Source organism: Streptomyces sp. NPDC059788, assembly GCF_042732265.1.
Lineage (GTDB): Bacteria > Actinomycetota > Actinomycetes > Streptomycetales > Streptomycetaceae > Streptomyces.
The window spans coordinates 113123-137129 of sequence record NZ_JBHWHY010000025.1 but is presented as its reverse complement, the minus strand read 5'-3'; the positions used below and the strand labels follow the sequence as shown (position 1 = coordinate 137129).

Below are 24007 nucleotides of genomic sequence, written 5' to 3'. Positions count from 1 at the left end.
ATGACCGGCACAAGGACGGGCGGCATGACGGAGCCGTCCCCTGGGGCGGCGTCCGGTTCAATGCCGGGGCGAGGAGGACGGGCCATGGTGCAGAAGGCCAAGATCCTCCTGGTCGATGACCGGCCGGAGAATCTGCTGGCGCTGGAGGCGATCCTCTCCGCGCTCGATCAGACACTGGTGCGGGCATCGTCCGGGGAGGAAGCGCTCAAGGCACTGCTCACCGACGATTTCGCGGTGATCCTGCTCGATGTGCAGATGCCGGGGATGGACGGGTTCGAGACGGCCGCGCACATCAAGCGGCGCGAGCGCACCCGCGACATCCCGATCATCTTCCTCACCGCCATCAACCACGGCCCGCACCACACCTTCCGTGGGTACGCGGCGGGCGCGGTCGACTACATCTCCAAGCCCTTCGACCCGTGGGTGCTGCGCGCCAAGGTCTCGGTCTTCGTCGAGCTGTACATGAAGAACTGTCAACTGCGGGAGCAGGCGACGCTGCTGCGGCTCCAGCTGGAGAGCGGCCGTGCCGCGGCGGACGAGGCCAGGGAGCCGGCGGGGCTGCTCGCCGAGCTGTCCGCCCGGCTCGCGGCCGTGGAGGAGCAGGCCGAGGCGCTGTCCAAGCAGCTGGACGAGTCGGCGGACGCGGCGGCCATCGCGACCGCGGCGCACCTGGAGCGCAAGCTCACCGGGCTGCGGCGGGCCTTGGACGCCTTGGAACCCGGTACGGGCGACGGGGCGTCCTGAGGCGCGCCTTCCGCGGCGCCGTCGGCCGCCCCAGTGGCCCGCTGAGCGGCTCGCGGGCCCACCCGCGGGTCCTGGTCCGGGTGCGGGCCTGACACGCCATCAGCAGCCGTGTGGACGGCCCGCTTCGTGAGCCGTCGGCGTGAAGTCGCCGACGCGGTGCGCGACACGAATGGGTGAAGGCCCGAGCGCTCGTGTCACTGTGGTCGTCGCCTGTAATCTCGTCACCATGGCCTCACGTACGTCCGGCAAGGGTTCCCAGAGCACGGCGGGCCCCTCGAAGCAGCGCGCCGGACAGCCCGGGGGCGCCGCCAAGAAGGCCGCCGCGAAGAAAGCACCGGCGAAGAAGGCGCCGGCTCCGGCCAAGAGGGCGCCCGCCAAGAAGACCGCCCCGGCCAAGCGCGCGCCGGCGAAGAAGGCTGCCGCCAAGAAGGCGCCGCCGAGACCCGCGCCGTCGCCCACCGGCGGCGTCTACCGCCTGGTGCGGGCCTGCTGGCTCGGGGTGGCGCACGGCGTCGGCGCGATGTTCCGCGGCGTCGGGCGCGGCGCGAAGAACCTGGACCCCGCGCACCGCAAGGACGGACTGTCCCTGCTGCTGCTCGGGCTCGCGCTGGTCATCGCGGCCGGCACCTGGTCCAACCTCAGCGGCCCGGTCGGCGACCTCGTCCAGCTGCTGGTCACCGGCGCCTTCGGCCGCCTGGACCTGGTCGTACCGATACTGCTCGGCGGCATCGCGCTGCGCCTGATCCGGCACCCGGAGAAGCCCGAGGCGAACGGGCGGATCGTGATCGGCCTGTCCGCGCTGGTCATCGGCATCCTCGGGCAGGTCGCCATGGCCTGCGGGTCGCCCGGCCGGGGCGACGGCATAGCGGCCATGCAGGACGCCGGCGGCTACGTCGGCTGGGCCGCCTCCAAACCGTTGATCTTCACCGTCGGCCAGACCCTGGCGGTGGCGCTGCTGGTGCTGCTCACCGTCTTCGGCCTCCTGGTCGTCACCGCCACGCCCGTCAACGCCATCCCGCAGCGCCTGCGGCTGCTCGGCGCCCGGCTGGGCCTGGTCGAGGTGTACGAGCCCGAGCCGGTCGCCGCGGAGCCCGACGCGTACGCCGAGGACTGGCGTGAGCAGCCCCGGCGGGGCGCGCGCCGCGCCGCCGCCGACCTCGCCGACGACCCGGACGCCATAGAGGAGGCGGCGCTGGCCAAGCGCCGCCGTGGCCGCCGTACGCCGCTCCAGCCCGCCGACCGGCCCATGGACGCGGTGGACGTGGCCGCCGCGGCAGCCGCCTCGCTGGACGGCGCGGTTCTGCACGGCGTCCAGCCCTCGCCGCTGGTCGCCGACCTCAGCAGCGGCATCTCCGGCGAGCGCGGCGACGACGAGTGGTCCGAGGCCGGGGGGCAGCAGGACAGCGGCGCGGTGCCGCCCGCCCGGGGCGCGGACAAGGGCGGCGCGGGCAAGGGCGGTGCGGACAAGAGCGGCGCGGACCGGTCCTCGGGCTCGGTGCCGGACTTCACGAAGTCCGCGCCGGAACCGTCCGGCGAACTGCCCTCCCGGGCCGAGCAGCTGCTGCTGTCCAACGACATCAGCTACTCCCTGCCGTCGCTGGACCTGCTCACCCGCGGCGGCCCCGGCAAGACCCGCAGCGCCGCCAACGACGCCGTCGTGGCGTCGCTGACCACCGTCTTCCAGGAGTTCAAGGTCGACGCGGCGGTCACCGGCTTCACCCGCGGCCCGACGGTCACCCGCTACGAGATCGAACTGGGCCCCGCGGTCAAGGTCGAGAAGATCACCGCGCTGGCCAAGAACATCGCGTACGCCGTCGCCAGCCCGGACGTACGGATCATCAGCCCGATCCCCGGCAAGTCCGCGGTGGGCATCGAGATCCCCAACAGCGACCGGGAGATGGTCAACCTGGGCGATGTGCTGCGCTCGGCGGAGTCGGTGGGCGAGGACCACCCGCTGCTGGTCGGCCTCGGCAAGGACGTCGAGGGCGGGTATGTGTCGGCCAACCTGGCGCGGATGCCGCACATCCTCGTCGCGGGCGCCACCGGCTCCGGCAAGTCGTCCTGCATCAACTGTCTGATCACCTCGGTGATGGCGCGTGCCACCCCCGACGAGGTGCGGATGGTGCTGGTCGACCCCAAGCGCGTCGAGCTGACCGCGTACGAGGGCATCCCACACCTGATCACCCCGATCATCACCAACCCCAAGAAGGCCGCCGAGGCCCTGCAGTGGGTCGTGCGCGAGATGGACCTGCGCTACGACGACCTCGCGGCGTACGGCTACCGGCACATCGACGACTTCAACGCGGCGGTGCGCAGCGGCAAGGCCAAGCCGCCCGAGGGCAGCGAGCGCGAGCTGTCGCCGTATCCGTACCTGCTGGTGATCGTGGACGAGCTGGCGGACCTGATGATGGTCGCGCCGCGGGACGTGGAGGACTCCATCGTCCGCATCACCCAGCTCGCCCGCGCCGCCGGCATCCACCTGGTGCTGGCCACCCAGCGCCCGTCGGTGGACGTGGTGACGGGCCTGATCAAGGCGAACGTGCCGTCCCGGCTGGCGTTCGCGACCTCCTCGCTGGCCGACAGCCGGGTCATCCTCGACCAGCCCGGCGCGGAGAAGCTGATCGGCAAGGGCGACAGTCTGTTCCTGCCGATGGGCGCGACCAAACCGGTGCGGATGCAGGGCGCGTTCGTGCAGGAGGACGAGGTCCAGCAGGTCGTCCAGCACTGCAAGGACCAGATGGCGCCGGTCTTCCGGGACGACGTCACGGTCGGCACGGCCAAGAAGAAGGAGATCGACGAGGACATCGGCGACGACCTCGACCTGCTGTGCCAGGCCGCCGAGCTGGTGGTCTCCACCCAGTTCGGGTCCACGTCCATGCTCCAGCGCAAGCTGCGGGTGGGCTTCGCCAAGGCCGGGCGGCTGATGGACCTGATGGAGTCGCGCAACATCGTGGGGCCGAGCGAGGGTTCGAAGGCGCGCGACGTGCTGGTCAAGCCGGACGAACTGGAGGGCGTACTCGCGGTCGTCCGCGGGGAGACGCCTTCCTAGGAGCCGTCCGCGGGGCGGCGTCCGGGGCCGTCCGACGGGCGGTGCGCCGGGCCCGTTCCGCGGGCGGGCGGCCACGGCGGAAGAAGTCCAGGAGCCGCGCTCCCGGATCACTCGTACGGGCGGTCCGAGTCACTCGTAAGAGATCGTAAGCAACCGTTTCTTCCGTCGATACGTCAAGTTGAGGGAGGTGGTGGGAGGATGATTCAACATCGGCACCCGGACCGGGCGTCCGGCCGTTTCACCCGGCCTTCTGATGGCGTACAAAGTCCGCTCTTCCGCTTGCCCGACCCTTTCGGTACACCCCTAGACTGAACCCCCAGCAGGTGGCTCACGCTCGAAAGGCGCCCCCGTGTCCATCGGCAACTCCCCCGAAGACGACCGGCCCTCCATCGGCCGCGCCATCCAGCAGGCCCGCATCGACGCAGGACTGACCGTCGACGAGGTCAGTGCCACCACGCGGGTGCGCGTGCCCATCGTGCAGGGCATCGAGCAGGACGACTTCTCGCGCTGCGGCGGCGACGTCTACGCGCGCGGGCATCTGCGCACCCTCGCGCGCGCCGTCGGGCTCGACCCCGAACCGCTGATCGCGCAGTTCGACGGGGACCGCGGCGGCCGCCCCGAGCCGACCCCCGCCGCGCCGCTCTTCGAGGCCGAGCGCATCCGGCCCGAGCGGGGCCGCCCGAACTGGACGGCGGCGATGGTCGCGGCCATCGTCGCGGTCGTCGGTTTCGTGGGCTTCACCCTCTTCAGCGGCGGCGGCGACAAGAGCGCGGTCGCCGAGGGCGACAACACCGCGGCGCCGGTGCAGCCCACCAAGCCCCCGGCCGGCAAGACCGGCAAGACGACCAAACCGAGCACCGTGCCCGGCCCCGGGGCCTCGGAGAGCGCCATCGCGGGCGTGCCGAAGGACAAGGTCACCATCAAGATCACCGCGAAGGACGGGCAGAGCTGGATCTCCGCCAAGGACGCCAACGGCCGCCTGCTGGAGGACGGCCTGCTCAAGAAGGGCGAGTCCAAGACCTTCACGGACAAGAAGCGGATCGACCTGGTCGTCGGCAACGCCGGCGTCGTGCAGCTGTTCGTCAACGGCAAGGAGGTCGACAAGGTGGGGGACAAGGGCGCGGTCGAGCGCCTGAGCTACTCGGCGGGCCCGCAGGCGGGCTGATCAGGCCGGGCCCGGGGCGCCGGGCGGGCGGGGGCAACCCTGGCAGCGATGGAGGTTGCCGGGACAAAGTAGGCTGACTCCATGCCCGAACGCCGTACCGTCGCCCTTGTCACTCTTGGCTGCGCCCGTAACGAGGTGGACTCGGAGGAGCTCGCAGGCCGCCTGGCAGCGGACGGCTGGGACCTCGTCGAGGAAGCCGCCGATGCCGATGTCGCCGTCGTCAACACCTGCGGATTCGTCGAGGCCGCCAAAAAGGACTCCGTCGATGCCCTGCTGGAGGCCAACGATCTGAAGGACCACGGCCGCACCCAGGCCGTGGTGGCCGTCGGCTGCATGGCCGAGCGGTACGGCAAGGAGCTGGCCGAGGCCCTGCCGGAGGCCGACGGCGTGCTCGGCTTCGACGACTACACCGACATCTCCGACCGGCTGCGCACGATCCTGAGCGGCGGCAACGTCGAGGCGCACACCCCGCGCGACCGCCGCAAGCTGCTGCCGATCAGCCCGGCCGAGCGCCAGGACGCCGCAGGCGTGGCGCTGCCCGGCCACGGCGACACCGAGCCGGCCCCGGCCCCCGCCGACCTGCCCGAGGGTGTGGCGCCCGCCTCCGGCCCCCGCGCGCCGCTGCGCCGCCGCCTGGGCACCAGCCCGGTGGCCTCCGTGAAGCTGGCGTCCGGCTGCGACCGCCGCTGCTCCTTCTGCGCCATCCCGTCCTTCCGCGGCTCCTTCATCTCGCGCCGTCCCTCCGACGTGCTCGGCGAGACGCGCTGGCTCGCCGAGCAGGGTGTGAAGGAGATCATGCTGGTCTCCGAGAACAACACCTCCTACGGCAAGGACCTGGGCGACATCCGCCTGCTGGAGACGCTGCTGCCGGAGCTGGCGGCCGTCGACGGCCTGGAGCGCATCCGGGTCAGCTACCTCCAGCCCGCCGAGATGCGGCCGGGCCTGATCGACGTGCTGACGCAGACCGAGAAGGTCGCCCCGTACTTCGACCTGTCCTTCCAGCACTCGGCGCCGGGCGTGCTGCGCGCCATGCGGCGCTTCGGCGACACCGACCGCTTCCTGGACCTGCTGGAGCAGATCCGTACGAAGGCGCCGCAGGCCGGTGCCCGCTCGAACTTCATCGTCGGCTTCCCGGGCGAGACCGAGGACGACGTGGCCGAGCTGGAGCGCTTCCTGACCGGGGCGCGGCTGGACGCGATCGGCGTGTTCGGCTACTCGGACGAGGACGGTACCGAGGCCGCCACGTACGAGAAGAAGGTGGACCCGGACGAGGTCGCCGAGCGCCTCGCGCACATCTCGCGGCTGGCCGAGGAGCTGACCGCGCAGCGCGCCGAGGAGCGGCTCGGGGAGACCCTCACGGTCCTCGTGGACAGCGTCGACGAGGAGGACGGGGTCGTGGGCCGCGCCGCGCACCAGGCGCCCGAGACCGACGGCGTCACCCTGCTGCGGACCGCACTCGACCTTGCGCCGGGTCGTATGGTCGAAGCAAAGGTCGTGGCGAGCGAGGGCGTCGACCTGGTGGCCGAGGTGCTGTCGGCGGACGGCGTGCCGTGTACTGAGGAGGCGGGCAGATGACCGGAGTCCCGGCTTCCGCGGCCGGTGGGCACCACCGCCCGGCACCGGCCGTCCGGACGGCCGGACTGTGGAACATCGCCAACGTCCTGACGATGGTGCGGCTGCTGCTCGTACCGGCCTTCGTGATGCTGCTCATGCACGGCGACGGATACGACCCGGCCTGGCGCTCGTTCGCCTGGGCGGCCTTCGCCATCGCCATGATCACCGACCTGTTCGACGGCCACCTGGCGCGGCAGTACAACCTCGTCACGGACTTCGGGAAGATCGCCGACCCGATCGCCGACAAGGCGATCATGGGCGCGGCGCTGATCTGCCTGTCCGTGCTCGACGACCTCCCGTGGTGGGTGACGGGCGTCATCCTCTTCCGCGAGCTGGGCATCACGCTGATGCGGTTCTGGGTGATCAGGCACGGCGTGATCCCCGCCAGCCGCGGCGGCAAGCTGAAGACGCTGGCACAGGGCACCGCGGTGGGCATGTACGTGCTCGCGCTGACCGGGCCGCTGGCGACGTTCCGGTGGTGGATGATGGCGGTGGCCGTGGTGCTGACCGTCGTGACCGGGCTGGATTACGTACGGCAGGCCGTCGTCCTGCGACGGGCGGGGCTCGCCGAGGCACGGGCCGTACAGGCGCGGGAGCGGGCCAGGACGGCCGCCGGGGCCCGGGCGGTCCACGACGGGGAGCCCGCCGGGAGCACCGCCGAGGTGCGCGGGGCGAGCGGGGCACGGACCGAGGAGCGCACCGGGGCCGCCGCGGAGCGCCGGGACGACGGGAACACCGCGCGGTGACGGCCGGGGGACCGCGTACGGGGGCGTCGCCAAGGTCGCGCACGGTGCCGCGAAGGCTGCGCACGGTGCCGGTGACGGGTCCGCGATCCTGCCAGGGGACCGACCTTCCGAAGTGGCCGCGGAAATGAACGCCGGTGACGCTGCCGGAGCGGCTCGCGGAGCCCGTCCGGAGACGGCTTCCGAGGCGCCGTCCGTAGCCGCCTCCGAGGTGCTCTCCGTGGCCGCGCGGGCGCTCGACGCGCTGGCGGAGCGCGGGGCGAGCCTGGCGGTGGCCGAGTCCCTCACGGGCGGGCTGGTAGCCGGGGCGCTCACCGGGGTACCCGGAGCCTCGCGGGTCTTCCGGGGCTCGGTCACGGCGTACGCGACCGAGCTGAAACGGGACGTCCTGGGTGTCGACGGGCCGCTGCTCGACGCGCGCGGAGCCGTGGACGCGGAGGTTGCCCGCCAGATGGCCCGTGGTGTAACGCGTGTGCTGCGCGCGCACTGGGGTATCGCCACTACAGGGGTTGCCGGCCCGGACCCCCAGGACGGGCGGCCCGTGGGCACCGTGTTCGTCGCGGCCGACGGGCCCGGCGGCGCGGGCGGCGTACTGCGGCTCACGCTGGAAGGCGGCCGCGACCGGATCCGCCGGGAGACGGTGGCGGCGGCGCTCCGGCTGCTGGTGAGCCAACTGACAGAGAATGCGGCGGCACAGGATACGGAACAACGGGGGGAATTTTGATGTTTACAGCCCTGAGTGAACACGAACTCACGCCCCGCACGGCCGAGGCCCAAGGCGGTACGGTGGGGCGAGAAGGATCCGGATCCGAGGTCCGAGGAGGGAGCCAGCGATGATTCTGCTTCGTCGCCTGCTGGGTGACGTGCTGCGCCGACAGCGTCAGCGCCAGGGCCGCACCCTGCGCGAGGTCTCCTCCTCCGCCCGGGTGTCGCTCGGCTACTTGTCCGAGGTCGAGCGGGGACAGAAGGAAGCCTCTTCCGAGCTGCTCTCGGCGATCTGTGACGCGCTGGACGTGCGCATGTCCGAGCTCATGCGGGAAGTCAGCGACGAGCTGGCCCTCGCCGAGCTGGCACGGTCCGCGGCCGCGAGCGACCCGGTGCCCGCACCGGTCCGGCCGAAGCTGAACTCCGTGTCGGTGGCCTCCCTGACCGGAGTCCCGGAGGACCGTGTGACGATCAAGGCGCCCGCGGAGGCCGTGGACGTGGTCGCGGCCTGAGACGGCCGCGGCTGTCGCGGCCGGGCGGCTTCGGCTTGCGGCGGTCCGGTGCCGCGTCGGGGTGCGGTCCGGAGACCCGCGTCGGAGAGGGGTACGGGGCGGCGCCGCCGTCCTTCGCTATCGTCGGCGCTGTTCGCCACCGCCGTTTGGGGCCGCCGTTTGGCACCGCGTTTCCGTCGGAGAGCCCCGTCCGTCCCGGTGTCTCCCTCCGTTGCTGGCTCCCCTCCGTCCTTCCGCTCCCTTGCCCCTGTCTCCCCGCTCCCGTCCCCCTGCTTCTCTGTCGCAGGCGTCGACCGAGCGCCCCATACGACTTCCCGAGCCCCGTCCGGCCGCCGCCGGACGGGGCTCGCGGCGTTTCCGGGGCCGTTCGCCGGGACTTTCGTCACCACTTGCGACCCGTCGGGCATCACCAGGCATTACCGCCACACAGCTGGGTACCCGATCCGTACAGACAGGAACAATCGTTTGTACGATGGGCGAAGCAGAATCATTCGCCCGAAAAGGAGTAAATGGATGTCTGTCGTCAAGAGCACGCTGTCCGACGACGACCGCAAGGTGGTCGGGGACGCACTGCAGGGAGCCCTCGTCGACCTGGTGGATCTCTCGCTCGTGGCGAAGCAGGTCCACTGGAACATCATCGGCCCGCGGTTCCGGTCCGTACATCTCCAGCTCGACGATGTCGTGGACACGGCGCGTACCTACGCCGACACGGTCGCCGAGCGGGCCTCGGCGATCGGCGTGTCCCCGGACGGCCGGGCCGAGACGGTGGCGAAGACCAGCGGTATCGACACGGTGCAGGACAACTGGATCAAGGACGCCGAGGTCGTCCGCGTCATGGTCGACGCGCTCGGCGCGGTCATCGCCCGGATGCGGGAGCGCATCCACACGACGGACAAGCCCGACCCCGTGACGCAGGACATCCTCATCGGCCTGACCGCCGACCTGGAGAAGCACCACTGGATGTTCCAGGCCGAGTCCGCCTGAACGGGCCCCGGCTTTCCGGGCTGGTCCGCCCCACGGTCCTGAGGCCCTTATTACGCGGCACGCCCCCCTCGCACGCGACAGGCCACCACGGCGCCCTCCTGACACGGTCAGGGGGGCGCTTGGCGGTTCGGGCGTTCGGTGGTGGTGAGGCCGTGCCCGGGGGCGGTGAGGCCTTGCCTGGTGGTGGTGAGGTCGTGTCCGGCGGTGGTGAGGTCGTGAACGGCGGGGGGTGTGGTTCCCCGGTGTCCGGGGAGGGGGTGGTCACTGCTGGTTCGGCTTCCCGGTTGTCGTGGCCCTGGAGTTGCCGAAGGTAGCGAACGGTGACGCGGTGGGGTCGCCCGCGTGACGGGAGCGTCGTAGTGGCGTGTCTGTGGTTCGGGAGGGTGACTGCGGACGATCATGATGGGGAAACGAACGCCGGATCAGCAACGTACGGAGGAGTGTCCGCTATGTCGAAACCCCCGCTGCCGCAAGAGGCGGTCGCCATGCTGGAGAAGGCCAACCCGTCCGTCATCACGACGCTGCGGTCGGACGGCCAGCCCGTCTCCACGGCGACCTGGTACCTCTGGGACAACGGCCGGGTGCTGGTCAACATGGACGAGGGCCGCAGGCGCCTGCAGCACATGCGCAACGACCCCCGGGTGACGATCACCGTCCTCGACGAGTCGAGCTGGTACACGCACATCAGCATCATCGGCCGCGTCACCGAGTTCCGGGAGGACGAGGGACTGGCCGACATCGACCGGCTGGCCCACCACTACCTCGGCAGTGCCTACCCGCAGCGGGACCGCGCCCGGGTCAGCGCCTGGATCGAGATCGACCGCTGGCACGGCTGGGGCTCCCACAAGGACAGCAGCCAGGCCGGCTGACGAAGGGCAGCGGTCGGGCCGGCTGACGGCCGGTACGGGGGTGTCCTCCCCCGGAGCCCCGGAGCCCCGGGGGACCGGAATTTCCGGGGCCCGGATTTCCGGGCTTCCGGAAATCCGGGGGCGCTGGGGGAGGTCTCTTTCCTTGTGGGGACGGGAACTTGTGGGGGAATGCGTCGGGGCGGCTCGGAACGGCCCGCGGACGAGGGCCGGCACAATGACGGAGCGGGAACTTCGGGAAGCGGCCGGGAGCGGAGCGCCGTTCAGAACGGGGCCCCGGTGTCGATGAGGGAACGGGCGCCCTGGCTGAGGAGTTCGATGGCGGCGTGCGCGCCGAGCGCGGCCGGGTCGTGCGGGGCCTCGCTGTACAGGTGCACCTGCGCGAAGGCGGCGCCGTCCGGGCAGAAGACCATGCCGCGCAGGGAGAGCCGCCCGTCGGGTCCGGTGACGCAGTGCCCCGCGATGGGGCTGTTGCAGTGGCCGCGCAAGCCCTGGAGCATGACGCGCTCGGCGGTCGCCTCGGTGAGTGTGGGTTCGTGGTTGAGCTTCTCCAGCAGCGTGGTGACGGTGCTGTCGTAGCGGCGGCATTCCAGGGACAGGACCCCGGCTCCGACGGCCGGCAGCAGTTCCTCGACCTCGAAGACCTGCCGTACCCGGTGTGTCAGGCCGAGCCGTGCCAGCCCGGCGCTCGCGAGGACCATCGCGTCCAGCTCGACGGTTGAGTCCCGCTTGCCGTCCATCAGGTCGAGGCGAGTGCCGACAGCGCCCCGTACGGGAACGATCCGCAGGTCGGGGCGGGTACGCAGGAGCTGGGCCCGACGGCGGACGGAGGCGGTGCCGACCCGGGCGCCGGGCGGCAGGTCGTCGAGGTGGCGCACCGCCGAGTGCTCGGGGACGACCAGGACGTCCCGGGCGTCGGCGCGTTCGAGGTGGGCGGCGACGACCAGCCCCGCGCGGAGCGGCACGTCGCCGGGCACGTCCTTGAGGCAGTGCAGCGTGAGGTCGATGTCGCCGCTCTGCAGCCGGGCGTCCAGAGCCTCGACGAACAGGCCCTTGCCGCCGATACGGGTCAGGTCACCGTGCCAGAGGTCGGCCTCGGTCCGGACCGGGACGGTCACGGTCCGCAGCTGCGGGTCGAGCCGGTGCAGCAGCCGGATGACGTGGGCGGTCTGGGCGATGGCCATGGGGCTCGTACGGGTTCCGATGCGCAGCTCGCGGGTGGGGGAATCGGCGCTCACGGAAGTCTCCGTTCGGTGCGTCTCGCATGGTGCCCGCCGTCGGGGCGATGATCATTCAGTGCAGCGTAAGAGACGCGGGGCGACGCGCCGGGGACGTGCGGGTTCGCGCTGGTGTACGGGAGTGGGGCCGCGGGCCCGGTCCTCTGGATGCGGGCGGGGTGCCGGCGGGCGAAAATGCCGGAAGGCAGAGATCCGCGAGAACGGGGCATGGACGAGCGGGCCCCGACGATACGTTCGCGCCGGTTGTGCCCCGGTGCGCCCTCCCGCTGGGCGGCTGCGCCCGTCTAGCGTCGACCGGAGGAGGCAGCCATGGCTAGGCACGACTTCTTCGCCCGGTTCGGCATATCCCCGGTCCGGCTGGTGACCGGGGCCGCTGCCGGGAGCCTGTGGTGTTGGGCCGTACTGCGGCTGACGCTGTGGCCCGGTACGCCGGGCGTCGTCGAGGGGGCGGTGGCGGCGGGGGGATGGGGGCTGAGCCTGCTGCCGGTGCACTGCGTGCCGTGGGCGGGGCGGGGGCAGGGCGCCCGTGAGGGCCGGCGGCGGGGCGGTGGAGGAACGGGGCGGTCGTAGCGCGGGGTGCGGGGCCCGTGGCGTGGGGCTCGTGGCGTGGTGGGGTCGGTGGGGTCACTCGATTGGCCGAGGGGCGGGTGGGTGCGTGGAGCGAGTGGGTGACCGGGGGACGCCGGCTTCGGTGGTGCTGGGGGATGGAGGGGAGGGGCCTGGGGCGGTGAGGGTGAAGACGGAGGTGGAGGCGGCGTTGGGGTTGGGGGGTGGAGGTGGAGGCGTTGGTTGAGGTGGGGGTGCCGTGGCGTAGGTGATGGGGTGTCAGCTAGTGGGTCCGGATGCTGCGTTGTGGGCCGAGGGCTCAGGCGCGTCGTCGTCCGGTTGGCAGGTGGGGCACCAGTAGGTGACGCGTTCCTGGGTGGGCGGCCCCTGTTCTCCCGTACGCACCGGTGTGCCGCAGCGGAAGCAGGGGCGGCCGGCGCGGCCGTAGACCCACTGGCGGCGGTCCGGGCGGGCGCTCGGTGTCGTGACGCGGGCGAGCCGTTCCTTGTTGGCTTCCAGGAGTTTCTTGGCGAGGGCGGTCGCGCGCTCGGGGGCGGGCAGGCGGCCGATCGGCAGCCAGGGGGAGGCGCGCAGCAGGAAGCACAGTTCGCATTTGAAGACGTTGCCGATGCCGGCCAGGTTGCGCTGGTCGAGCAGGGCCTCGCCGAGGGGCCGGGCGGGGTCGGCGAGCAGGCGGCGCAGTGCCTCGGCCGGGTCCCAGTCGGGGCCCAGCAGGTCGGGGCCCAGGTGGCCCACGGCGTCGGCCTCGTCGGTGGTGCGCAGGAGTTCGAGGACGGGGAGGCGGTAGCCGACGGCGGTGCGGTCGGCGGTGGCGAGGACCGCGCGGATCTGGTGGGCGGGGCCGCCGCGCCAGCGTTCGGCGGGGGCGTAGATCTTCCAGGCGCCGTCCATGCGCAGGTGCGAGTGGAGGGTCAGGCCGCCCTCGACGCGGGTGAGCAGGTGCTTGCCGCGCGGGACCACTTCCAGGACCGTACGGCCGGACAGGTCGACGGTGGCGAGCTGCGGCACGCGCAGGTCGGATCGGGTCAGCGGCTTGCCGGCCAGCGCTTCGTGGAGGCGGCGGGCGGTGCGCCAAACGGTGTCGCCTTCGGGCATGGGGACATTGTGCCGCGTGCCGGGGGCGGCTGGTGGTGGTCGCGACGGGCCTGGTGGTCGTGGTGGTTGGCGTGCTCCTGACGGTTGGCGTGCTCCTGACGGTTGGGGTGCTTCTGAACGTCGAGGCGGTCGAAGCGGTCGTGGCGATCGCGAGGGGGCGGGGTGGTCGTGGCGGTCGTGGTGGTCAGGGGCGGAGGCGGAAGCCGCGCGGAGTGGGGTGGAAACCGGCCTCCTCCAGGGCGGGGGCGAGCGGGGCGGTGAGGGCGGCGGTGCCGTTGACCCGCTCCACGGTGATCGTGCCGAGGGCTCCGGCACGGGCGGCGTCGGTGAGGGCTTCGAGGGCGAGCCGCAGGCGGGTGCCGGCGGGCGAGTCGCTGTCGGGGGCGGTGCCGTCCCCGGACCGGGTCCAGGCCAGCAGGGTCTTTCCGCCGCGCTCCATGTAGAGCGTCAGCTCACCGTCGACGAGGACGACGAGGGAGCCTGCCTTGCGGCCCGGTTTGTGGGTCGAGCCGTCGGGCGGTTCGGGCCAGGACAGGGCGGCTCCGTACGCGTTGGCGGGGTCGGCGGCGGCCAGCACCAGCGCTCGCCGCGGCCCGGTCGAACGGCCCTCGGCCGGGCCGCCCTGGGCGTACTCGTCGGCGACGCGCTCGCGGCCGGTGTTGACCGCGCGGAGCCGGTCGACCGCGCCGTCCATCGCGAACTGCGCGGCGCCCAGCCCTTCGACCACGTAGCCGCGCCGGGCCTGCCCGGTCTCCTCGAAGGCGGACAGGACGCGGTACGCGGCGGAGAAGCCGCCCTCGACGCCCTCGGCGGCGACGGCGCCGCGGGTGACGACGCCGTGCCGGTCGAGGAGGGTGCGCGCCAGGGCGTGGGCGCGGTGGGTGGGGTCCGGTTCGGGGTCGGGGAGCAGGGACCAGCGGCCGGCGACGGTGGGCGGGCCGGAGCGGGAGGCGGTGGGGCGGCCCGTGCGGCCGGTGGCGGCGGTCAGGGTGCCGTACCGGCCGCGGGGGACCGCGCGCTTGGCCCGGTGGGCGGTGGAACCGGACGTACGGCCCGAGCCGAGGAGGGCGCGGAGGGGGGCGAGGGTGTCGTTGGTGAGGCGGCCGGACCAGGCCAGGTCCCACAGGGCGTCGGCCAGTTGGGGGTCCGTGCACTCGGGGTGGGTGGTGGCGCGGACCTGGTCGGCGAGCTGGCGGAAGAAGAGGCCGTAGCCGGGGGCGAGGGCCTGGAGGACCGAGTGGTGCAGGGGGGACAGCTCCAGCGGGTGCGGTGGGGGGAGGAGCAGCGGGGCGCTGTCGGCGAGGTAGAGGGACAGCCAGCCGTCCTTGCCGGGGAGCGCGCCCGCGCCGGCCCACAGCACCTCGCCGGTGGAGGTCAGCTCGTCCAGCATCGCCGGGGCGTAGTCGCCGACCCGGGAGGGCAGCACCAGCTTTTCGAGGGCGGAGGCGGGCACGGCCGCGCCCTGCAGCTGCTCGACGGCGCGGACCAGGCCGTCGATGCCGCGCAGGCCGTACGAGCCGCCGCGCCGCGGGCCCGCTCCGCGCGGTCCCGTTCCGTAGGCAGCAGGGGGCGCCAGGGGGCCCATCTGCTGCCACTGGGGGAGGAAGGACGCCAGGGCGGCGGGGGGTACGGGTTCGAGCTCGTGCCGGAGAGCGGCCAGGGAGCGGCGGCGCAGGCGGCGCAGCACCTGGGCGTCGCACCACTCCTGGCCGATGCCCGAGGGGTGGAACTCGCCCTGGACGATCCGGCCGGCCGCGGCCAGGCGCTGCAGGGCGCCGTCCGTCACGGCCGTGCCGAGGCCGAAGCGGGCGGCGGCCTGGTCGGAGGTGAACGGGCCGTGCGTGCGGGCGAAGCGGGACAGGAGGTCGCCGAGGGGGTCCTTGACGGGCTCGGTGAACGACTCGGGGACGCCTACGGGCAGGGCCGTGCCCAGGGCGTCGCGGAGCCGGCCGGCGTCCTCGATCGCGGCCCGGTGGTCCCGGCCCGCGATACGGACCGTGATGGCCCGGCGGGCCGCCGCGAGCTCGTCGGCCCACGCGGGGTCGGCGCCGCGCTCGGCCAGCTCGGCGTCGGTGAGCGGGCCGAGCATCCGCAGCAGGTCGGCGACGCCCTCCGCGTCCTTGACCCGGCGGTCCTCCGTCAGCCACTGGAGCTCGCTCTCCAGCTCGGCCAGCACGTCGGAGTCGAGCAGCTCGCGCAGTTCGGCCTGGCCGAGCAGCTCGGCCAGCAGCCGGGAGTCCAGGGAGAGGGCGGCGGCACGGCGCTCGGCGAGGGGGGAGTCGCCCTCGTACAGGAACTGGGCCACGTAGCCGAACAGCAGGGAGCGGGCGAAGGGGGAGGGCTCGGGGGTGGTGACCTCGACGAGACGGACCCGGCGGGCCTCGATGTCGCCCATCAGCTCCGTCAGGCCCGGCACGTCGAAGACGTCCTGGAGGCATTCGCGGACGGCCTCCAGCACGATCGGGAACGAGCCGAACTCGCCCGCCACCTGGAGGAGCTGGGAGGCGCGCTGCCGCTGCTGCCACAGGGGCGTGCGCTTGCCGGGGGTGCGGCGGGGCAGCAGCAGGGCGCGGGCCGCGCACTCGCGGAACCGGGAGGCGAACAGGGCCGAGCCGCCCACCTGGTCCGTGACGACCTGGTCGACCTCGCCCTTGTCGAAGACGACGTCGGCGGCGCCCACGGGCGACTGCTCGGGGTCGTACTCCATGCCGCGGGCCGCCGGGTCGAAGTCGCCGGTGTCGCTGTCGAGCAGGTCCAGGCCCATCAGGTCGGCGTCCGGCAGGCGCAGCACGATGCCGTCGTCGGCGTGCATGACCTGGGCGTCCATGCCGTAGCGCTCGGCGAGGCGGGCACCGAGGGCGAGTGCCCAGGGGGCGTGCACCTGCGCGCCGAACGGGGAGTGCACGACCACCCGCCAGTCGCCCAGCTCGTCGCGGAAGCGCTCGACGACGATCGTGCGGTCGTCCGGCACATGGCCGCAGCTCTGCTTCTGCTCGGTGAGGTACGCGAGCACGTTGCCCGTCGCCCAGTCGTCGAGGCCGGCGGCGGACAGCCGCTCGCGGGCGGCCTCCGGGGCCAGCGAGCCGATCTCGCGGAGGAAGGCGCCCAGCGCGCGGCCCAGCTCCAGGGGGCGTCCGAGCTGGTCGCCCTTCCAGAAGGGCAGCCTGCCGGGCACCCCGGGGGCCGGGGAGACCAGCACGCGGTCGCGGGTGATGTCCTCGATGCGCCAGGACGTCGTACCGAGCGTGAAGACGTCGCCGACGCGGGACTCGTAGACCATCTCCTCGTCCAGCTCTCCGACGCGACCGCCGCCCTTCTTCGGGTCCGCTCCGGCGAGGAAGACACCGAAGAGGCCACGGTCGGGAATCGTGCCGCCGGACGTGACGGCCAGCCGCTGCGCGCCCGGGCGGCCCGTGATCGTCTGCGCCACGCGGTCCCAGACGATGCGGGGGCGCAGCTCGGCGAAGGCGTCGGAGGGATAGCGGCCCGCGAGCATGTCCAGCACGCCGTTGAACGCCGACTCGGGCAGGGCCGTGAAGGAGGCGGAGCGGCGGACCAGGGCCAGCAGCTCCGTCACGTCCCAGGTGTCCATCGAGGCCATCGCGACCAGTTGCTGGGCCAGGACGTCGAGCGGGTTGGCGGGGACGCGCAGCGACTCGATGGAGCCGGCGCGCATCCGCTCCGTGACGACCGCGGCCTGGACGAGATCCCCGCGGTACTTGGGGAAGACCACGCCCCGGGACACCGCGCCGACCTGGTGGCCCGCGCGGCCGACCCGCTGAAGGCCGGAGGCGACCGACGGCGGGGACTCGACCTGGACGACCAGGTCGACCGCGCCCATGTCGATGCCCAGCTCCAGGCTGGACGTCGCGACCACGGCGGGCAGCCGGCCCGCCTTGAGGTCCTCTTCCACCTGGGCGCGCTGCTCCTTGGACACCGAGCCGTGGTGGGCGCGGGCCAGCAGCGCGGGCGCCCCCTTGGCGGCACCCGCCTCGGCCATCAGCTCGGCGGGGGAGTGGTGCTCGGGCAGCGCCTCGCCGGTGGCGCGCTCGTACGCGATCTCGTTGAGCCGGTTGCACAGGCGCTCGGCGAGGCGGCGGGAGTTGGCGAAGACGATCGTCGAGCGGTGCGCCTGGACCAGGTCGGCGATCTTCTCCTCGACATGCGGCCAGATGGACGGCTTCTCGCCGGTGTCGCCCTCCTGGACGGGGGAGCCGCCCAGCTCGCCCAGATCCTCCACGGGAACGACGACCGACAGGTCGAACTCCTTCCCGGACGGCGGCTGGACGATCTCCACCCGGCGCTGCGGCGACAGATAGCGGGCCACCTCCTCCACGGGGCGCACGGTCGCCGACAGGCCGATGCGCCGGGCCGGGCGCTCCAGCAGCTGGTCGAGGCGCTCCAGGGAGAGCGCGAGGTGGGCGCCGCGCTTCGTGCCGGCGACCGCGTGCACCTCGTCCACGATGACCGTTTCGACGCCTTCCAGGGCCTCCCGGGCGGAGGAGGTCAGCATGAGGAACAGGGACTCGGGAGTCGTGATGAGGATGTCCGGCGGCCGGTTGGCGATCGCGCGGCGCTCGGCGGGCGGGGTGTCGCCGGAGCGGATGCCCACCCGGATGTCGGGCTCGGGCAGCCCCTGGCGGACTGACTCCTGGCGGATGCCGGTCAGCGGACTGCGCAGGTTGCGCTCGACGTCGACCGCGAGGGCCTTCAGGGGGGACACGTACAGCACGCGGCAGCGCTTCTTCGGCTCGGCGGGGGCGGGGACGCTCGCGAGCCGGTCGAGCGAGGCGAGGAAGGCCGCCAGGGTCTTGCCGGAGCCGGTCGGCGCGACCACCAGCACGTCCGACCCCTCGCCGATGGCCCGCCAGGCACCCTCCTGCGCGGCGGTGGGCGCGCGGAACGCCCCCGTGAACCAGTCGCGGGTCGCGGGGGAGAACGAGTCGAGCGCTGCCTTGGCCATGCCCCCCATCGTGCAACGGACCACTGACAATCGGCGGTGACTCGCCGCTCACCTGCGGTGATGCCCGCGGGCCCGGCCGTCCACGTGCCGGACAGGACGGCCGCGGCGGGCCGCCCCGCAGCACAATGACGCCATGGCCGGGAGCGGGGCAAGGGACACGGGAGGCGCGGGGGACGCGGTGGCGGCGGGCGCCGGAGCCCGTACCGGCAGGCCCCCGCACGCGGCGCACACCGGCCGGAAGGGGGCCGAGTGGGCACGGCACTGGCAGTACGCCGAGCTGCCCGGCCTGGACCTGCTGCGCGCCCGCTACGTGCGGCACACCTTCCCCCGCCACTCCCACGACGGCTACGTGCTGGGCGCCGTCACCGGCGGCGTCGAGCGGATCGGCCTGCCGGACGGCGTCACGGACGCCGGGCCGGACGGCCTCGTCATGATCAACCCGGAGGTGCCGCACACCGCGCAGGCCGGTGCCCCGGAGGGCTGGGCGTACTCCACGCTCTACCTCTCGGCGGGACTCGTCGCGGACATCGCCGCCGAGACGACCGGCCTGACCGGCACCGCCGCGTTCACCGAGACGCTCGTGGCCGACGCACACGCCGTACGCCTCGTCAACGGGGTGCACCGCGCGGCGGAGGAGGGCAACGCGCTGGCCGCCGACAGCCTGCTGCGCATCGTGGTGGCCCGGATGCTGCGGCGCCACGGAGGCCCGTCGCCGAGCCGTGCGCCCGCCGCGGCAGGCGCACGCACCGCCGAGCGCGCCCGGGCACTCCTGGAAGCACGGCTGACGGCACCCCCGACCCTCGAACAACTGGCACGGGAACTGGGCACCAGCCCGTTCGCCCTGCTGCGCGCCTTCAAGAACGCGTACGGGATGCCGCCGCACGCCTGGCTCACGGACGCCCGCGTGCGCCGTGCGCGCCGGCTCCTGGAGGGCGGTACGGCGCCCGCCGAGGCCGCCGTCGCCGTCGGGTTCACCGACCAGCCGCACCTGAACCGGCACTTCACCCGGATCGTGGGCGTACCACCGGGCGCTTACCGGCGCGAGCGGGCGGGCGGCGCAAGAACGTACAAGACCACCGGCGAGGGGGCTTCCTAGTGTCCGGGGCGTGGCACAACGAACAGAGCACACACAGCAGTCAGATCGGATAGAGCGGTCGGAGCGAATAGGTCAGGCGGGTCGGATTGAGTGGTCAGATCAGGTAGGTCGGGCAGGCCGGGGAATGCCAGGAGAGCGGTCGGAGCGGTCTGAGCAGGTGGAACGGGCGCCGTCGGGGCGGCAGGCGGAGCGAATACCGGGACCGGAGCCCGCACGCGCGGAGGCGGCCGGGGCCGCGCCCGCCGCCGCGGTCGTCCGGGACGCGCTCGGCGTCGGCGTCGCGGTCGGGCTCTCCGGCTTCGCCTTCGGGGTGACCGCGGCGGGCGCGGGGCTGACGGTGCTTCAGGCCTGCGCGCTGAGCCTGCTGGTCTTCACCGGCGCCTCGCAGTTCGCGCTGGTCGGCGCGCTGGCCGCGGGCGGCAACCCGCTCACCGCGGCAGCCGGGGCGTTCTTCCTGGGCACCCGTAACGCGTTCTACGGCCTGCGGCTGTCCGGCCTCCTCGGATACCGGACCGCGGTCCGGCCGTTCGCCGCCCACTGGGTCATCGACGAGACCTCGGCCGTCGCCCTGGCCCAGCCCGACCGGCGCGGCGCGCGCCTCGGGTTCGTGGTCACCGGGCTCACCATGTACGCCCTGTGGAACCTCACCACCCTCGTCGGGGCCATGGGCGCCGAGGCACTCGGGGACACGGAGGCCTGGGGGCTGGACGCGGCCGGGCCCGCGGTCTTCGTGGCGCTGCTCGCCCCCATGCTGAAGCCGGCGGCGGAACGCGCCGTCGCGGGGCTGGCGGTCGTCCTCCTTCTGGTCGCGCTGCCGCTGCTGCCGGCGGGCGTGCCGGTGCTCGTCGCGGCGCTCGCCGCACCGGCGGTCCTGTTCCTGGAGGGGCGCCGGGGCCATACGCGTACCACTGGGGCCGCCGGTACGGATGCCGCCGCGGACGAGGCCGCGGCCATGGCTGCGGACACGGTCACAGCCAGGGATACGGCCACGGCCACGGCCACGGACACGTACGCACGGAAGGCGGACGCACGATGACTGTCTGGATCGCGATCGGCGCCACCGCCGCGGGCTGCTACCTGGTGAAGTACCTCGGGCTCCTGGTGCCCGCCGGCGTGCTGGAACGGCCCCTCGTCAAGCGCCTCGCCGCCCTGTTGCCGGTGGCGCTGCTCGCCGCGCTCACCGCGCAGGAGACTTTCGGCGACGGCCATCAGCTGCTGCTCGACGCGAAGGCTGCGGGCGTCGCGGCCGCGGTCGTCGCGCTGCTGCTGCGCGCGCCGTTCCTGCTGGTCGTGGCGGTCGCGGTGGCGGTGACGGCGGGGGTGCGGGCGCTGGGCGGGTGAGAGCGGGCGAGGACGCGTGCGCCCCGCCTCACCTCTTCGCAACCGTCGCCTCCGCCACCCCCAGCCGCCGCGCGTCCCGCTCCGGGCGCAGGAACAGCGTCACAGCCACCCCCGCCACCGCGGCCAGGCCCGCCATCGTCCCGTACGCGCCGAAGTACCCGTCCGCGACGGTCGCCCCGGCGTCCACCAGCCGCCCCGTCACCGCCGGCGCCAGGATGCCCGCGAGAGCGAAGACGCAGGTCAGCGTGCCGAGGGTGACGCCGCGCCGGTCGGCGGGGGAGATCCGCGAGACCGAGGTCTGGGCCACCGTCATGATGATGTCCGAGACGGCCATCGGGCCGAGCAGCAGGACGGCCTTCAGCCACAGCGCGTCCGCCGCGGCGAAGCCCAGGGTCGCCGCACCGGAGAAGAGCAGCACCAGTCCGTTCTTGACCCCGGAGGACAGCGGGATGCGGGGGCGCAGGCCGGCCGCCGCGCGCCTGCCCGCACGCTGTACGAGCAGGCCGTGGGCCAGCATGGCGCCGCCCTTGGCCAGCGCGGCCAGCATGATCAGCAGGCTCGCCTGGCGCAGCCCCAGCCCGACGACCTCCTGGAAGTAGTCCGCGGCCCAGGTGAGCGAGGCCGACACCGTCCAGAAGGCGGCGAAGGCACCGAGGGCCGCGGACAGCCAGGTGCCGGTGAGCAGCACCTTCCGGTACGGGACGGAGCTGCCGCCCTCGGAGTCCTCGGAGTCCTCGGAGACTTCGGAGACTTCGGAGTCCTCGGGGATTTCAGAGCCCCCGTAGTCCTCGGAGATTTCGCAGTCCTCAGGGGTGGCACCTGAGGCCCTGTCGGTGGTCCGCCGTCCTACCGGGGGCGCCAGCGGTCCTTCCTCGCCGTACCGGAGCCAGAGCGCGGCCCACACCAGGCCGATGAGGCCGACCACACCGAACGCCCAGCGCCAGCCCCAGGCGGCGGTGACCGTGCCGAGCACGGGGGCGGCGACGGCGACACCCGCCGCCGCGCCGGCCAGGAGGACGGCGGTCGGCAGCGTACGGTCCCGCTGCTCGAACCAGCCGTGCAGATGGTGCACCGCCACCGGGGTCGCCGGGCCCTCCGCCGCGCCGAGCAGCACCCGGGTGGCGACCAGGACACCGAATCCGGCCGCGGCGAACAGCATCGGCAGCTGGGCGGCGGACCAGAGCAGCGCCATGCCGAGCAGCAGGACCGGGGTGCGCACCGTGCGGGTGAGGAAGGAGCCGCCGAGCGCCGCCAGGCTGAAGAGCGCGAAGAACGCGGCGGAAGCGGTGCCGAACTGTTCCCGAGTGAGGTGGAGTTCGGTCATCACCGGGTTGGCGACCAGGCCCATCACCGTCTTGTCGGCGAAGTTGATGAGTATGAAGGCGACCAGCAGCCAGGTGGTGCGCCATGCCCGTCGGCGCTCGCAGGCGGTCATCCCGGATGGTGCGCCGGGCCGCGCCCCGGCCCCGGCCGTACGGGTCACCGCGCGGTCTCCCCGCCCCGCCGACCGCCGCTTCCGCCGCCTGTGCCGTGGGGCGTGCCGTCTTCGCCCCCGCCACCTGAGCCGTCGGTCCGGCCGCCTTCGTCCCCGCCACCTGAGCCGTCGGTCCGGCCGCCTTCGTCCCCGCCGCCCCCGCACGAGCACGTGTCCTCGTCGACCACGCCCACGCTGATCGCCCCGGCCGCCCGCCGCCGCCCTTTCTCGCTGCGCGTCAACTCGGTCGCCACATCCGTCCCTTCTGCCACCGCCGCCGACTCCGCCGCGGCCCACGCGAAGATCCCGCGCGCCATCGTGGACGGCTCGGCGGCGGCCCGCGCCCCGTACACCTGCGCCCGTACGCGCGCGACCTCGCGGTCCTCGGGGGCCGCCAGAGCCGCGGTCTCCGCCAGGTGGGCGGCCAGGCGCTGTTCGTTCCCGGCCAGCAGCCGCAGCGCACGGCGCGCCAGTACGGGGGCGCCGCCCGCGGCGTCGGCGAATTCGGCGGCGAGCGCCCGGTCCGGCGCGGGCTTGAGGTGGGCCGGGTTCTGGTCGTACCAGCCGCCCCACAGGCGCCACAGGTTGCGTACGACGAACTCCGGTTCGTCGTAGGCGGGATGCAGGTACGGCCGGTCCAGCAGCCCGGCCGGCGCCCGCACCCGGTGGAGCACCTCGTCCAGCCGCAGCCCGGCGTTCATCAGCTCGCGGGTCTGCGCGCACAGCGACTCCAGCAGCTCGGCGCAGTCGTCCAGCGCGGTCGCGACGCGGTCGGCGCCCCGGATCGGCACCCCGTGGCCCGGAAGCAGCACCTCCGCTCCCAGGGCGCTCATGGCGCGCAGCGCCCGGGCCCAGTCCTCCGGGTAACGCTGCGCCTTCTGGGGGTTGCCGGCGTTGGGGGCGTTCCAGATGAACAGATCACCCGTACAGAGGGTTTTGAGTTCCGGGACCCATACATACGTGGCGTCGTCGGTTTCGCCGCGCGCATGATGGAGCTCGAAGGTCAGTTCGCCGCGGCGCAGGGTGAGCCGGTCCCGGTAGGTGGTGTCCGGATAGCGGTAGGCGGTGGGCCATTCGATGCCGGGCACGCCGAACTGACGGCGGTTGATCCAGGAGTTGTACCCGGCGGTGGCCGTGTAGCGGTCGAAGCGCGCGGCCACGGCCTCGTGTGCGACGACCTCGGGCGGTTCGGTGCCGCGGGCCCGCGCCGCGGCGTCGAAGGGGCCGACGCCGAAGACGTGGTCGATGTGGCCGTGCGTGTGGACGACCGTACGGACCTCGCGTCCGGGGCCGCCGAACGCGGACACGGCCGCGTACAGCCGCTCGGCGGTACGGGCTTCGCCGGAGTCCACCATGACCAGCCCCTCGGAGCCGGTGTCGAAGACCGCGACGTTCGCGAAGGCGGGGAAGAAGCCGGTGCGTTCCCCGACACGGACGAGACCTTCCTCGGCGTACGCGCCCGTGAAGTGGGCCAGCAGGGTGTCGTCGCCCGTATAGACGCGGTCCGCGTACGCGAGGTATCCGGTGGTGGTCCCGGGCTCGGGGCTCCTGCCCCTCGCCCCGGGAACCCCGGCCCCCGCCCCAGGAGCCGCGGCCCCCGCCCCAGGCGCCCCGCTCCTCGCCCCGGACGTCCCGGTCCCCGCCTCATGCGCCCCGGTCCCCGCCCCATGCGTCCCGGTCCCCGCCCTCGTGGTCTCCGTGTGCGGACTGTGCTGCGTCCTACCATCCGTCATGCCGAGCGGCTCCTCGTGTGCGCCGTACACCCGTGCCGGGCGGGTGTCCGTGGTTCGGTCCTCCGGTCGGTTCGGCCCCTTCGGTAGGAGTCTGGTGTCCCGGGGGCTCCGGCGGCAC

At 73.4% G+C, this 24007-nt stretch carries 18 protein-coding genes; 13 read left to right on the top strand and 5 right to left on the bottom strand.

Annotated features, from left to right (window positions below):
- Nucleotides 1-84: 84 nt before the first annotated feature.
- The 9 genes from ACFV57_RS22745 (at nucleotide 85) to ACFV57_RS22705 (ending at nucleotide 10385) form a co-directional block, all read left to right on the top strand.
- A complete protein-coding gene (locus ACFV57_RS22745; protein ID WP_385235167.1) occupies nucleotides 85-744 on the top strand; it encodes a two-component system response regulator in 660 nt (219 codons plus the stop codon).
- A gap of 226 nt (nucleotides 745-970) precedes the next feature.
- The gene (locus ACFV57_RS22740) at nucleotides 971-3793 is read left to right on the top strand and encodes a DNA translocase FtsK (RefSeq protein ID WP_385235164.1); all 2823 of its coding nucleotides are present in this window, start codon (nucleotides 971-973) and stop codon (nucleotides 3791-3793) included.
- A 349-nt stretch (nucleotides 3794-4142) separates the two neighbouring features.
- Entirely contained in the window at nucleotides 4143-4958 is an 816-nt protein-coding gene (locus ACFV57_RS22735; RefSeq protein WP_385235161.1) for a helix-turn-helix domain-containing protein, read from the top strand.
- 81 nt (nucleotides 4959-5039) lie between these two features.
- Nucleotides 5040-6533: a 30S ribosomal protein S12 methylthiotransferase RimO gene (gene rimO, locus ACFV57_RS22730; RefSeq protein WP_385235158.1), complete on the top strand. Its 1494-nt coding sequence runs from the start codon at nucleotides 5040-5042 to the stop codon at nucleotides 6531-6533.
- A complete protein-coding gene (pgsA, locus tag ACFV57_RS22725) occupies nucleotides 6530-7318 on the top strand; it encodes a CDP-diacylglycerol--glycerol-3-phosphate 3-phosphatidyltransferase (protein WP_385235155.1) in 789 nt (262 codons plus the stop codon). The genes rimO and pgsA overlap by 4 nt, the downstream gene beginning before the upstream one ends.
- A gap of 208 nt (nucleotides 7319-7526) precedes the next feature.
- Nucleotides 7527-8039 (top strand): CinA family protein, encoded by a 513-nt coding sequence (locus tag ACFV57_RS22720; RefSeq protein ID WP_385235152.1) that lies wholly within the window; start codon nucleotides 7527-7529, stop codon nucleotides 8037-8039.
- 109 nt (nucleotides 8040-8148) lie between these two features.
- Complete coding sequence (locus ACFV57_RS22715) at nucleotides 8149-8532, top strand: helix-turn-helix domain-containing protein (protein WP_385235149.1); 384 nt, start codon at nucleotides 8149-8151, stop codon at nucleotides 8530-8532.
- Between the two features lie 513 nt (nucleotides 8533-9045).
- A complete protein-coding gene (locus ACFV57_RS22710) occupies nucleotides 9046-9516 on the top strand; it encodes a Dps family protein (RefSeq protein WP_385235146.1) in 471 nt (156 codons plus the stop codon).
- Nucleotides 9517-9965: 449 nt separating this feature from the next.
- Nucleotides 9966-10385, top strand: a complete 420-nt coding sequence (locus ACFV57_RS22705) for a PPOX class F420-dependent oxidoreductase (RefSeq protein ID WP_385235143.1) — start codon at nucleotides 9966-9968, stop codon at nucleotides 10383-10385.
- A gap of 260 nt (nucleotides 10386-10645) precedes the next feature.
- Here ACFV57_RS22705 and hemC read toward each other — a convergent pair whose 3' ends face one another.
- Nucleotides 10646-11620 carry a hydroxymethylbilane synthase gene (gene hemC, locus ACFV57_RS22700; protein WP_385235140.1) on the bottom strand — a complete coding sequence of 325 codons (975 nt, stop codon included), beginning with the start codon at nucleotides 11618-11620 and terminating at the stop codon, nucleotides 10646-10648.
- Between the two features lie 309 nt (nucleotides 11621-11929).
- Between hemC and ACFV57_RS22695 the strand changes: the two genes are divergently transcribed.
- Nucleotides 11930-12190, top strand: coding sequence for a hypothetical protein (locus tag ACFV57_RS22695; protein WP_385235137.1), 261 nt, complete (start codon nucleotides 11930-11932; stop codon nucleotides 12188-12190).
- 255 nt (nucleotides 12191-12445) lie between these two features.
- On the opposite strand, the gene ACFV57_RS22690 is transcribed toward ACFV57_RS22695, so the two are convergent.
- A complete protein-coding gene (locus ACFV57_RS22690; RefSeq protein WP_385235134.1) occupies nucleotides 12446-13282 on the bottom strand; it encodes an Fpg/Nei family DNA glycosylase in 837 nt (278 codons plus the stop codon).
- A 184-nt stretch (nucleotides 13283-13466) separates the two neighbouring features.
- On the bottom strand, nucleotides 13467-18245 hold the full coding sequence (locus tag ACFV57_RS22685; RefSeq protein ID WP_385235131.1) for an ATP-dependent helicase: 4779 nt from the start codon (nucleotides 18243-18245) through the stop codon (nucleotides 13467-13469).
- A gap of 133 nt (nucleotides 18246-18378) precedes the next feature.
- Here ACFV57_RS22685 and ACFV57_RS22680 point away from each other — a divergent pair, with 133 nt between their 5' ends.
- The 3 genes from ACFV57_RS22680 (at nucleotide 18379) to ACFV57_RS22670 (ending at nucleotide 20682) form a co-directional block, all read left to right on the top strand.
- Nucleotides 18379-19341 (top strand): AraC family ligand binding domain-containing protein, encoded by a 963-nt coding sequence (locus tag ACFV57_RS22680; RefSeq protein ID WP_385235128.1) that lies wholly within the window; start codon nucleotides 18379-18381, stop codon nucleotides 19339-19341.
- Between the two features lie 157 nt (nucleotides 19342-19498).
- Nucleotides 19499-20377 (top strand): AzlC family ABC transporter permease, encoded by an 879-nt coding sequence (locus ACFV57_RS22675; protein ID WP_385235125.1) that lies wholly within the window; start codon nucleotides 19499-19501, stop codon nucleotides 20375-20377.
- Nucleotides 20374-20682: an AzlD domain-containing protein gene (locus ACFV57_RS22670; protein ID WP_385235122.1), complete on the top strand. Its 309-nt coding sequence runs from the start codon at nucleotides 20374-20376 to the stop codon at nucleotides 20680-20682. The genes ACFV57_RS22675 and ACFV57_RS22670 overlap by 4 nt, the downstream gene beginning before the upstream one ends.
- Before the next feature lie 28 nt (nucleotides 20683-20710).
- Here ACFV57_RS22670 and ACFV57_RS22665 read toward each other — a convergent pair whose 3' ends face one another.
- Both ACFV57_RS22665 and ACFV57_RS22660 read right to left on the bottom strand, forming a co-directional pair.
- Nucleotides 20711-22165 (bottom strand): MFS transporter, encoded by a 1455-nt coding sequence (locus ACFV57_RS22665; protein ID WP_385235119.1) that lies wholly within the window; start codon nucleotides 22163-22165, stop codon nucleotides 20711-20713.
- On the bottom strand, nucleotides 22162-23889 hold the full coding sequence (locus tag ACFV57_RS22660; protein WP_385235116.1) for an alkyl sulfatase dimerization domain-containing protein: 1728 nt from the start codon (nucleotides 23887-23889) through the stop codon (nucleotides 22162-22164). Before ACFV57_RS22660 ends, ACFV57_RS22665 begins: the two co-directional genes overlap by 4 nt.
- Nucleotides 23890-24007: the final 118 nt, after the last annotated feature.

What these genes read in the sequence shown, in the direction of transcription:
- ACFV57_RS22695 (WP_385235137.1), top strand. Translation starts at nt 11,930, where the DNA reads ATGGCTAGGCACGACTTCTTCGCCCGGTTCGGCATATCCCCGGTCCGG.
- ACFV57_RS22690 (WP_385235134.1), bottom strand. Translation starts at nt 13,282, where the DNA reads ATGCCCGAAGGCGACACCGTTTGGCGCACCGCCCGCCGCCTCCACGAA.
- ACFV57_RS22660 (WP_385235116.1), bottom strand. Translation starts at nt 23,889, where the DNA reads ATGACGGATGGTAGGACGCAGCACAGTCCGCACACGGAGACCACGAGG.
- ACFV57_RS22680 (WP_385235128.1), top strand. Translation starts at nt 18,379, where the DNA reads ATGGCCGGGAGCGGGGCAAGGGACACGGGAGGCGCGGGGGACGCGGTG.
- ACFV57_RS22745 (WP_385235167.1), top strand. Translation starts at nt 85, where the DNA reads ATGGTGCAGAAGGCCAAGATCCTCCTGGTCGATGACCGGCCGGAGAAT.
- ACFV57_RS22705 (WP_385235143.1), top strand. Translation starts at nt 9,966, where the DNA reads ATGTCGAAACCCCCGCTGCCGCAAGAGGCGGTCGCCATGCTGGAGAAG.
- rimO (WP_385235158.1), top strand. Translation starts at nt 5,040, where the DNA reads ATGCCCGAACGCCGTACCGTCGCCCTTGTCACTCTTGGCTGCGCCCGT.
- ACFV57_RS22710 (WP_385235146.1), top strand. Translation starts at nt 9,046, where the DNA reads ATGTCTGTCGTCAAGAGCACGCTGTCCGACGACGACCGCAAGGTGGTC.
- ACFV57_RS22685 (WP_385235131.1), bottom strand. Translation starts at nt 18,245, where the DNA reads ATGGCCAAGGCAGCGCTCGACTCGTTCTCCCCCGCGACCCGCGACTGG.
- ACFV57_RS22740 (WP_385235164.1), top strand. Translation starts at nt 971, where the DNA reads ATGGCCTCACGTACGTCCGGCAAGGGTTCCCAGAGCACGGCGGGCCCC.
- pgsA (WP_385235155.1), top strand. Translation starts at nt 6,530, where the DNA reads ATGACCGGAGTCCCGGCTTCCGCGGCCGGTGGGCACCACCGCCCGGCA.
- ACFV57_RS22670 (WP_385235122.1), top strand. Translation starts at nt 20,374, where the DNA reads ATGACTGTCTGGATCGCGATCGGCGCCACCGCCGCGGGCTGCTACCTG.
- ACFV57_RS22715 (WP_385235149.1), top strand. Translation starts at nt 8,149, where the DNA reads ATGATTCTGCTTCGTCGCCTGCTGGGTGACGTGCTGCGCCGACAGCGT.